The 9,874-nt window shown below is 57.7% G+C and carries 15 protein-coding genes; 14 read left to right on the top strand and 1 reads right to left on the bottom strand.

The window, feature by feature from the left end; all coding sequences use genetic code 11:
• Positions 1-350 precede the first annotated feature (350 nt).
• From GA829_RS13110 to GA829_RS13085, 6 genes are read left to right on the top strand one after another with little or no spacing between them, the layout of a single operon-like run.
• Positions 351-1,712, top strand: a complete 1,362-nt coding sequence (locus GA829_RS13110) for a DUF3560 domain-containing protein (RefSeq protein ID WP_195178914.1) — start codon at positions 351-353, stop codon at positions 1,710-1,712.
• 35 nt (positions 1,713-1,747) lie between these two features.
• On the top strand, positions 1,748-2,311 hold the full coding sequence (locus GA829_RS13105; RefSeq protein WP_258052261.1) for a methyltransferase type 11: 564 nt from the start codon (positions 1,748-1,750) through the stop codon (positions 2,309-2,311).
• Positions 2,312-2,351: 40 nt separating this feature from the next.
• A complete protein-coding gene (locus GA829_RS13100) occupies positions 2,352-2,837 on the top strand; it encodes a hypothetical protein (RefSeq protein ID WP_195178912.1) in 486 nt (161 codons plus the stop codon).
• Positions 2,838-2,869: 32 nt separating this feature from the next.
• Entirely contained in the window at positions 2,870-3,265 is a 396-nt protein-coding gene (locus tag GA829_RS13095; protein WP_195178911.1) for a hypothetical protein, read from the top strand.
• Positions 3,262-3,792 carry a hypothetical protein gene (locus GA829_RS13090; protein ID WP_195178910.1) on the top strand — a complete coding sequence of 177 codons (531 nt, stop codon included), beginning with the start codon at positions 3,262-3,264 and terminating at the stop codon, positions 3,790-3,792. Before GA829_RS13095 ends, GA829_RS13090 begins: the two co-directional genes overlap by 4 nt.
• A complete protein-coding gene (locus GA829_RS13085) occupies positions 3,789-4,949 on the top strand; it encodes a helicase HerA-like domain-containing protein (protein ID WP_195178909.1) in 1,161 nt (386 codons plus the stop codon). Before GA829_RS13090 ends, GA829_RS13085 begins: the two co-directional genes overlap by 4 nt.
• A gap of 48 nt (positions 4,950-4,997) precedes the next feature.
• On the opposite strand, the gene GA829_RS13080 is transcribed toward GA829_RS13085, so the two are convergent.
• On the bottom strand, positions 4,998-5,333 hold the full coding sequence (locus tag GA829_RS13080) for a hypothetical protein (RefSeq protein WP_195178908.1): 336 nt from the start codon (positions 5,331-5,333) through the stop codon (positions 4,998-5,000).
• Positions 5,334-5,759: 426 nt separating this feature from the next.
• Between GA829_RS13080 and GA829_RS13075 the strand changes: the two genes are divergently transcribed.
• The 8 genes from GA829_RS13075 to GA829_RS13040 all read left to right on the top strand — a co-directional run bounded on the left by GA829_RS13075 (position 5,760) and on the right by GA829_RS13040 (position 9,710).
• Positions 5,760-6,203: a hypothetical protein gene (locus GA829_RS13075; protein WP_195178907.1), complete on the top strand. Its 444-nt coding sequence runs from the start codon at positions 5,760-5,762 to the stop codon at positions 6,201-6,203.
• A 780-nt stretch (positions 6,204-6,983) separates the two neighbouring features.
• The gene (locus tag GA829_RS13070; RefSeq protein WP_195178906.1) at positions 6,984-7,178 is read left to right on the top strand and encodes a hypothetical protein; all 195 of its coding nucleotides are present in this window, start codon (positions 6,984-6,986) and stop codon (positions 7,176-7,178) included.
• On the top strand, positions 7,175-7,516 hold the full coding sequence (locus GA829_RS13065) for a hypothetical protein (protein WP_195178905.1): 342 nt from the start codon (positions 7,175-7,177) through the stop codon (positions 7,514-7,516). The genes GA829_RS13070 and GA829_RS13065 overlap by 4 nt, the downstream gene beginning before the upstream one ends.
• Positions 7,517-7,743: 227 nt before the next feature.
• Positions 7,744-7,977: a hypothetical protein gene (locus tag GA829_RS13060; protein ID WP_195178904.1), complete on the top strand. Its 234-nt coding sequence runs from the start codon at positions 7,744-7,746 to the stop codon at positions 7,975-7,977.
• An 80-nt stretch (positions 7,978-8,057) separates the two neighbouring features.
• A complete protein-coding gene (locus GA829_RS13055) occupies positions 8,058-8,603 on the top strand; it encodes a hypothetical protein (RefSeq protein WP_195178903.1) in 546 nt (181 codons plus the stop codon).
• Between the two features lie 96 nt (positions 8,604-8,699).
• Positions 8,700-8,894: a helix-turn-helix domain-containing protein gene (locus GA829_RS13050; protein WP_195178902.1), complete on the top strand. Its 195-nt coding sequence runs from the start codon at positions 8,700-8,702 to the stop codon at positions 8,892-8,894.
• A 32-nt stretch (positions 8,895-8,926) separates the two neighbouring features.
• Positions 8,927-9,493, top strand: a complete 567-nt coding sequence (locus GA829_RS13045; RefSeq protein ID WP_195178901.1) for a nucleoside triphosphate pyrophosphohydrolase family protein — start codon at positions 8,927-8,929, stop codon at positions 9,491-9,493.
• 1 nt (position 9,494) lies between these two features.
• Entirely contained in the window at positions 9,495-9,710 is a 216-nt protein-coding gene (locus GA829_RS13040) for a hypothetical protein (protein ID WP_195178900.1), read from the top strand.
• The last annotated feature ends 164 nt before the right edge of the window (positions 9,711-9,874 follow it).

The following is a 9,874-nucleotide window of genomic DNA, read 5'->3' as shown; positions in this document are numbered from 1 at the left end:
AGCCAAATGCGCCGCAAGTCTCGCCTTTCCACGATACGCCGTCGCCGCGAAACGTTGCAACTTGTAGCGATCTCGGCCGGTTTTATCGTGGTGGCGCCGCTTGTCGCAATTGTTGCTTGGGCAATGGGTAGCGCCTTCTAAGCTTCACTCTTAACGTGTATATCAACATAAGGAGTCATGTCATGATGAAATATGAATCGCCTAATCGACGCGACACTTTCGCGAACCGTGCCGAAGGCCGAGTCCGTCGCGATACGCGCCGCAACGCCATTGCGGCAAAGCGGACATGGCTCGAGTCCTAGTCGTCGGGCCGCTCAGCTTCACAATCGATCAATCAAGGGAATCTCAAAATGTCGCTTTCCATTTCTGCCACCTATAGCCCGGAAGATAACAAAATCCGCCTGTATGCGTCGACGCGATTGGACGCTGAGACCTACGCACGGGTAAAGGCTGCAGGCTTTTCATGGGCGCCACGGCAAGAACTATTTGTGGCGCCCAAATGGTCGCCGAAGCGGGCAGATTTGGCAATCGAGCTTGCCGGCGAAATTGAGCCGGAAGAAATGACCATGGCTGAGCGGGCTCAGGCAAAGGCCGAGCGGCTTGACGAATTGGCGCACAAACGCCACCGGCAGGCAAACGCGTATAATCGCGCCGCTCAAGAACTGTCCGAAGCATTTTCGAACGGGCAGCCGATTCTTGTCGGCCATCATTCCGAAGCGAAAGCCCGGAAGACTCAAGCCCGAATGCATTCGGCTATGTCGAATGCAAACAAGGCCGAGAAACTGGCAAACTATTGGCTCTATCGTGCCGAAGGCGTGGAAGCTCATGCGAATTACAAAAATGATCCGCGAGTCCGCGCGGGCAGGATCAAAACGCTTTTGGCCGAGTTGCGCGACATGCAACGGGATATCAACCACGGGCATTTGTGCCTGGCCGCATGGGCGAAGATAACGCAAGATGAGGCAATCAAGATTGCAGTCGGGCGAAGCATTGCAACCGGTTCGCTTGCGCCATGGGATTTGTATTCCAAGGTCGACAAAGGCGAAGTGTCGCCACAAGACGCGCGGCAGCAATGTATCGACGCGGCGACGCGAACAATCAATAACGACTATCGGCGCCGCTATATCGAACATACCTTGAACCGGCTCAGCTATGAGCGCGAATTACTCGGCGCCGTGGCACGTTTCGAAGGCGAATTGACTCCCGTCATCCTGCAGGCATTTGCCCGCGAACATGGCGCCCATAAGCCGGAAGGCCGGAAAGTTGATGCTGAGACGTTCATAGTTGAAAGCTCGGCCGTGCTGCCGTTGCACATGGCAAATGACACGGTTTTGGAGCTTTCCGGCGACGAATGGCGCGACCTTATGCAATCGGCCGGCTATGAAGTGCCAGCGAAAAAAGACGGCATGGCGCCAATCTTGAATCTCAAATGCAAGGCTTTGCAGGCAAAACACCGCTACCACCGCGACCAAATCGAAACGTTTCCCGTTGTCGAAATGACAAAGGCGGAATATGGCAAAATTTACGCCGAGCAACGCGGCACGCGGCCGTCACTTTGCGGCGAATTCCGTTTCAAGATTTGCCCGAATCCAAAGTTTGACGGGCCGCGATACATGGCGGGATGGTGCGCCGTTTTCTTGACGGACTCGAAGGCGCATCCGCTGCCCGACTCGGTGGCAGCGCTTGAGAATGCCGAAGCGGTGGCAGCATGACGCGGCCGGCGATCTACTCGCGGCCGGCTAAGCCAATGGTGATTCCCGTCACAAGGCGGAATGACTTCGCGAAGCTTGCCGCGCCTTCAATCGCTGAGCCCGTCATGGTCGACAAGTTTACGGAATGCCATGTGACGCCTAGCGACGTTGCAGCGCGAATGGTCGGCTATCTCGGCAGGCAAGGCGACTATTTGACATTGGAGCCTAGCGCGGGCACTGGCCAGCTTTCTAAGGCGCTACTAGCGGCCGGACATAGCAAGTTTGAGCTTGTGCAGGTTGAACGGCATATCAAGCTTGCGGGCAGCCTGGCAGCCTTCGGCACGGTTCAGAACCGTTGTTTCCTGGAATACGCGGCCGAGATCGCCGGCAAGGTGGAATTCCCGCGTATCATCATGAATCCGCCATTTAGCGACGTGCGCAAGCACGTTGCAGCTGCCGTTAGTTTGCTCGGCCGCCATGGTCACGCTGAGCCGGCGACTCTAGTCGCACTTGTGCCCATTACTTTCGAACGCGGCGACGCTGAGACGCTGGAAACGCTGCCGGCCGATACATTCGCCACGGCTAAAGTTTACACGAAAATCATCCGAATTCGCCGCTAACGGCTTAACCGATTTCCAGTTAATTTAAGGATCAAACACAATGCCGAATTTTCATGACAATGCGCCGCAAGGTTATATGGGCGATTGGTCGCGTGGCGCGCCGCTAGGCCGCGTCTCGACCTTGCCGGAAACCGAGACGGCCGAAACCTTGGAAAGCAGCGCTCAGGTTATGGAAGCATACGCAAATCAGGCTGAGCGGCGAAAAGAGGACAGGCGGCCCGATGGTTTTAAGCAATCATGTTGGCAGCAAGCGGCGGCCGATTATCGCAACCGGGCGGCCGAGTTCCGGGCTCGCATTCCGGCCGCAAAAGCGATGGTTGCCTATGCGCCAAAAGTGACAATGCAGCGGATTCGCCTGGACTCGGGCGGTTATGATCCGGCCGGCGCCTATTGGGGAATCGGTTCGCCGCTCTATTGGGCCGCGACCGACGACGGGCAACTTGACGAAACGTTTCGTGCTTCCAGCCGCGACGCAGCAAAGGCGCATGTGCGGAAAACCATCCCGCAAGCTCGCTTTTATCGCTGAGCCGATTTCACCTTTAACGGGAGATTCACCAAATGTTACCGAAACACCTTTTCGTTTCTAGCGGCGACGGCGCCCTATACGATACGCGGGCAGCCGATTGGAGCAAGGCCGCGCCATTGCGCGCCACCTATTCGCGCCACGTCGCCGAGATTAAAACGGCAGCCGATTTCAAGGCTTGCTTGCGCGCTGGCGCCCATGCATGGCCTGGCGGATATCCGCTCTATTTCGTTACTCATAGCGGCGCGGCGTTCTCATTCGACGCTGCCAAAAGCGAAGCGCGGGAAATCATCCTGGCGTTGCTGAGCGGCGACAAGCAAAGCGATTGGCTAGTGGTCGCGCTAGAAACCAATTTCGAAGACTCTGACCTGATTTGCGACCATTCCGGCAAGCCTATCGAGTCGGCCTATGGTGAGGAGTCCGAGTCATGACTTATCACACATTCAACCGCGCCGACCTGGCCGCGTTCAAGTCAACATGGCCGTGCCACGGGCTGCCCGACTCGCTCAATTCCCTAACGTTTGAATTCGGCAGCAATGGCGATTTGGTCGACATCGAAGCCAAAGCCCGAAACGGCCGGCAGCTGGACTCGGCAGCCTTTGACGGCTCCGCAATGGTCGCGCTTTCTCAGGATGGTCAAAAGCTTGCGGCTGAGCCCATGACTCCCGTGCTTTTCAGGATCGATCGAAGCGGCAAACACCGCGATGTTACGGCGGTTTTCCCTACGCTGCCAAGCGACGCGGCCGGCCGCTTTATGACCTGTTACGCTCATATCGGGCAGCATGGCAGCGCCTCGCATCAATGGTACGTTTCGGCGACTCGGCCGGCGACGGCTGCCGAATATTCGGCTTTGAAATCTGAGCTTGAATCGGCGCCCTATAACTATCGGCTCCAGGTTTGCCAGCGGATGACGGCCGCGCACCGCGACGCGTTCAACGCCGCATTGTGCCGCCAATGACCGCGCTGCAACTCGGCAGCGGCGCCGCTATCCCGTGGCGCTACCTGGCGCGCCATGTCGGCATTTTCGGCGCCACGGGCTCAGGCAAAACAACGACTCTAGGGGCGATCGCTGAGCGGTCGCCTTGTCCGGTTTTGATCCTGGACGCGAAAGGCGACCTAGAGTCGCTTGGAGCTACGCTATTGCGGCCGGCAATGCGCGTTGACGCAATGGGCGCCGATTTGATCGCACGCGCGCTAGACCTGAGCGAGGCGCAAGCCGGCGCCCTTCAAATCGCGCTGGCATGGGCGGAAGATTCCGGCCGCGCCGTCGCCACGCTGGCAGACTTGCGCGACCTATTGAACGATTCCACGCGGCACGATTTAAGCCGCGACTATGGTTTGATTTCCCCGGTTTCCGTTGCTGCCGTTCAACGGGCTCTATTGCGCCTTGAACGCGGCGCGCCATGGGTTTTCCAGCCGTCGCGTCACGATCCGCGCGATACGCAAGGAATCACGGTTTACGGCTGCAGCGATTTAACTTCGCTGCCCGGCCTATATGGCGCCTTTGTCGCTCATACGCTGGACAGGCTTTATGGTGGACTCGCCGAAGTCGGCGACGTTGCCGCACCTGGCTTGCTTGTCATGATCGACGAAGCACATTTAATTTTCGACGGCGCAACGGCTGCCATTGTGCGGCGCATCGAACAAATCACGCGACTCATCCGATCGAAGGGAGTCGGTTTGATCTATGTCACGCAATCCCCTTCCGACTTGCCGCATATCATCGCCGGGCAGCTGGCAACGCGGATTCAGCACGCGTTGCGCGCGTCGACGCCATACCACCACAAGGCGCTAAAGGCGGCAGCCGAGACTATGCCGGGCAATATCAGCGCGGCAAGCATTCTCGGCCTGGCGACCGGCCAAGCCATTGTGAGCGTGCCAGACGCAAGCGGCGCGCCGCTGCCCGGCCGCGTAGTGGCAATTCAGCGCGGCAGCCTGCCGTTATGCGCCGTAGGGCTGCCGCCTGCCGTTGTGCCGCGACATGCGCCACGGCGCGACCTGGTAGACGCTCAGCCGCTCCATGTGGCAGCGCCACGGCCGCGACCGTGGTATTTTTGGCCGGCATTGCTGGCGCTGGCGCTATGGGGCGCCGTGGCGCTAGGGCACATCACCTAAGCAATCAAAGCCCGGCAGCAATGCCGGGTTTTTTGTTGCGACGGCGCGTTATCCCCTAATGCATTCGTGCTTGACGGAGTCGGCGAAGTTGCGGGCAGCCAGTGCCCTAGCGTCGCCGGTCGCGGCGATTGGTTCGCCATAGGCACGCGATACGATTCGACGCGCTTCGCCGCTCATATCCTGGCGCATGGCTGCCGACTCATCGCTGCCAAGCTGGCGCAACGCCATTGCAGCGCCTGCCATTTCCGCAAGCCGATTGCATTTGGCGAAGTCGATTTGAGCCACGGCCGGCCGCGACGGCGCGGCAAGTCGCGGGTTTACCATGGCGTTTGCGACCGCGACGGCAGCCAGACCGATAAGCACGATTCCGATTAGTCGCCGCATGTTCTGACTCCCCTGCCCGTTTCCGAAGGCCGGCAACATAGCGTCGACGCGACCTGGCGCGCAAGTCGAGCGGATGGAAGCCGGTTAACGGCAGGCTGCCGCATACTGTAATAATATAACATTTCATTAGGAATTTCGTCCTATTCGGCGATTCTGCCGCTGAAAAATGACCCTCGGCCGCGCTACCCTCCCCCAACCGGCACCCCGGAGAAATAGACCCCGGAGAAATAGAGTTAGACGCCCCGGAGAAAATCACAGGCTGGCCCGCCAGGCTCTCGGAGAAAATCAGCGCTCGCGGCTGAGAACCGGAACGGTTTTCGATTCCAAATCGCAGCTGCCGGTCGTATCTTCCTCGACGCGGCGCTCAATAGACCTCGGAGAAAATCTGAGATAGGCCAGTCCTCCAGAGAAAATCGGATACGAGCAATGTCAGACGAATCGGAAGAAGCCGCGCGCCAGAGGGCGGATCGCTTGCCAAAACCTCTCGTTTTCGCTGGCGCATTTCACAAATTCATTCCACCGCATCTGCTCCTAGCCAGGTTGTATAGGTTCACCTTCGAGGGGAAAACGCATGTCTATACGTCAGACCGCGAAGCCGTTCAGGTAGTTCGCCGATTGCAGGCGAACGTCCACTACTCGCACCCGGAGCAGGTAATACCCACCGTCGAAGTCGAGGTTATGAGCGTCCAGAAACTGACAAAGCTGAATGTCGTAGCGATCTTTGCAGCGGGACTTGAAAGCATCGTTATCGACCGCGAGATGCGGACCCTGCCACCCTTCACGCAGCTTAAGCGATACAAGCGCTACACGGTCGGCTTCATAAAGAAGCCGCGCAAGCCTAAGAAAAAGCCTTCGGAGAAAAAGACCTAACTGTATCGCTGTAAGATCGGCACGATCTTCGTGGCAACGTCATAGCCCCCTGTCTTGGCCGTCTCGATCACTCGACCGCCCTCACGGAAGACAACGTGCGACCATGTGCGTTGTGTCAGGGATGCCTCGAACGCGGCTTTGGCCACCGCGAAATTGTTGGCGATTATATATTTAGCGCACCCAGCAATAGGGGCGTTTACGGTTCTCCAATTCGTTGAGTTGAACTCTCAGAGAGGAGGCCATGGACTCCATCTTTTGGAAGACAACGAAATCCTATTCATCGGAAAAACCGCAGTTCCGATGGGTACTCAATCGATGACATTATATGTCAGATCGTTAGCGCTATGAATGAAGGCGCATTGCCGTTCACGTCGCCGATAGTTACATACACACAAAATCCAGCATCGAGAGATGACGGTTATGGCAATCTCGTGCACGATAGGGCCGTTTTCGAAATGAGAAGCCAAAGGCAGAACTCTTTTCAGTTATGCCAAAAGGTGACTATTTAAAGCCACCGAAAAAGTAAAGGCCACCTTGCGGTGGCCCTTTAGGTGAGACGACCCCGGGTAACTTGTTGGGCCCCGGCGCCTCCGTCTCGAAGACACATATATGCCATCCATGCGGAAAAGTCCACATTAAATGGTGAAAATCACACGAGCCCAAGCTTGTATGCGCTGAATGGCGCCGAGGCCGAAAAGCTTCCGGCATCACTCATCAAGCAGATCGACACGCTCATCTGGAAGACGGAGCATCTGCAGCGCAACATCGAAAGCCGCTGAGATGGCAGCCGAGACCCACGACTACTCGAACCTTTCCGACGACGGATTGGCTCGCGCATTGATGCCGCTGAAGCTCGAACTCAATGCCGGCTACGGAAAGAACCCCACTGCGGAACTGACGCGTTTTGCAGGGTTGCAGGCCCGCGTGGCGGCGATCCGGGCCGAGCAGAAACGTAGGGAGGAGAAATCAACATGAGGTTGATGCGCCACGTCGATGCTGTGCCAGAACACCTAAAATTCGGCTATCAGCGGAACAAAGAATGCGACGAACACAGGGCGCGCCTGATCGCCGAGGGCATGGAAGTCGGCAGTGTCCAACTGCACTTCGCCGTTGTCGCGGCTTACGATGAGGCCCACAAAAACGATCCGACATTCCGAGAGCGCCTGGCGGCGTGGCGAGAGAAGAACACTACGCAGGTGATCAACGTTCTGAGCGTCGAGGAAATCGACTACCTCGTCGAGCGCCTGCACGGCGCCAACGATCCGCTCGGCGTTTCGGCCTCGGAGAAATTAGTTCGCATGAGAGGCATTTGATTTTATCACGTTACTTTCACTTTTTAATTGACATTCACCATAAGACGTGTGAATTTTTGACCACGCCCAACGGAGCGCCATCGTGTCACCCACTCAAGCAGTCCTCATCATTCTCGGCGTCGTCGCTGCCAACATGAGCGTAGCCCTGCTGACGGTACACCTGACCAGGAAGTGGAAATGACCATGCGCAAGAGCCTGATCCTCGCAGCTATTCTATCATTGACGAGTTGATCGTCGCTCACGGCGACCGGCTTTGCAAGATCGCCACCGACTACTCGGTTGCCGACTATTCCGAGCACGCTGCGGCGGGCAGCGGGGAACCCTACGCGCTTGGCAGCCTGTTTGACAGCAAGGGGACACCGGAGACGCGCATTTGCCGCGCCTTGGGCGCAGCAGAAGCCAATTGCAGCGGCGTCCGCGCACCGTTCACAGTAAAAACCACCAGGAAGGAGATTGCCTGATGAACGCCATAACGAAACCTATCCATGCAATGGACCTAGCGGAGCGACACAAGACGCATTTCATCCTAGACTGCGACGGCGTGCTGCTCGACTGGACGGGCGGTTTCCGCCATTGGGTCTCCGTCAACCACGGCATCGAGCCAAGCGCCAGCGGCCCGAAATCATGGTCACTGTTCAACTGGCTAGGGCTGCCCGAGGCCCGCTGCTTCGAACTCATCGCCGAGTTCAACGCATCGCAGTCATTCGGCCAGTTGTCCGCTCTGCCTGGTGCGAAAGAAGCGGTCGCGAAGCTCAAGGCTGCCGGGCACAAGCTGACTGTGCTGACCAGTTGCTCGGACGATCCGGCAGCGGTTGCGAGACGCAGACAGAACCTGGATGGCGAGTTCGATGGTGCCTTTCAACGTATTATCTGCCTGGCGTTGCGCGAGAGCAAGGATCACTGGCTCGAAGTGCTGCGGGGCGGCGTCTGGATCGAGGACAATTACAAGAACGCCATGATGGGCGTGAACGCTGGCCACAAGACCATTATGTTGCGGCATTTGCACAATGCCGACGACGAACGCTCAACGGATTCCCGTATCCATTGGGTCGACGATTGGCGGCCAATAGTTTCACTTTTTAGTTGATTACTGGCGAGAAACGTGAAACTGTAAAACATGGCAACACCGATACTGCAGACACAGAGAGTCGCGCCTCGAACCGCATCCACTGTCGTGAGAGAATTGTTCGAAATCCTGCGGGCGCGACGCATCACCATTCTCGATTTCGCAACCGCCAATAACTACGGCAGCACGGCAATCAGTTTCTGGAAAAGCGGCAGGACTGAACCTCGCATCACCGATCTGGAAGTGGCTCTGAGCACTCTCGGCCTCGAACTCAAGATCGTTGAGAAACCGAACGGCAAAAGTCTGTTCTAAATATCACTTTTAAAGTGATAAAAGGAGACAACGTGAAACATTCCGATTTTACCTTCCACGGCTCGGTGACACCGCTCGAAATCGCGGCGGTCGAAGGACTGCGGGCTGCGCAAAAGCTTGCGCACCAGACTGCGACAAACGCCGGCTGGTATACTGACCCCAAGACGGGTGAGCCGATCGAGCGCAACTTCGGCGAAGTGGTCGCGCTGATGCATTCGGAACTGTCCGAGGCGCTTGAATCTCACCGGAAGAACAAGAGGCGCGACGACAAGTTGCCCCATCGCGGCGCAGTCGAAGTCGAACTCTCTGACGCGATCCTTCGTATCCTGGACACCGCTGCGGCCACGCAGATTGACGTGGCATCGGCGTTCCTCCCATGCCTGCGCCACCTGGCGGAATACGGCGATCTGCCGAAGCGGCTGCCGGGTCTCGATCAGTGTGCGGTGAATTTCGCCAACACCATTATCCGCATCCTCGAACTGTCGCAGACGCGCGGCGACGACCAGGCCGGATCACTTGTCGATAAGAACGCCTTCAACCGGACCCGCAGCGACCACCGGATTGCGAACCGGCAGGCCGAAGGCGGAAAGCGCTATTAAGATGCGCAAGCTCGTCAACATCGCCCGGTCAACGGTCGCCACCTACATCAACGTCCTGCGGCCGGTCTATGTCGCCTACGCGTGGCACTGCGCCGCTGTGGCGTTGCTCTGGCTGTTCCTGCCCTTCGACCGCGCCTGTCTCGTCTGGATCGTTCTCAATTTCGCTGGATGGGACGCGGCTGCGGGCTACGGGATCGCCAGCCGGCGTCGCAAGTAAACGCCATCAAATCTCAAAGGAGGATCGCATGAAAACTGCCATGCTTTTGCTTGCCACCTTGCTATCGCTCGTCGGATGCTTGGCCACACCGGAGGGCTCTAACTGCGCCTCTTGGGACAATGTGCCATATGACATCAGCCAGAAGCCGTGGCGCGAGTTCGATT

It is taken from the genome of Mesorhizobium sp. INR15, assembly GCF_015500075.1.
In the GTDB taxonomy this organism is placed as follows: Bacteria; Pseudomonadota; Alphaproteobacteria; order Rhizobiales; family Rhizobiaceae; genus Mesorhizobium.
The sequence above is the reverse complement of the archived record's forward strand: the minus strand, read 5'-3'. Positions and strand labels throughout refer to the sequence as shown.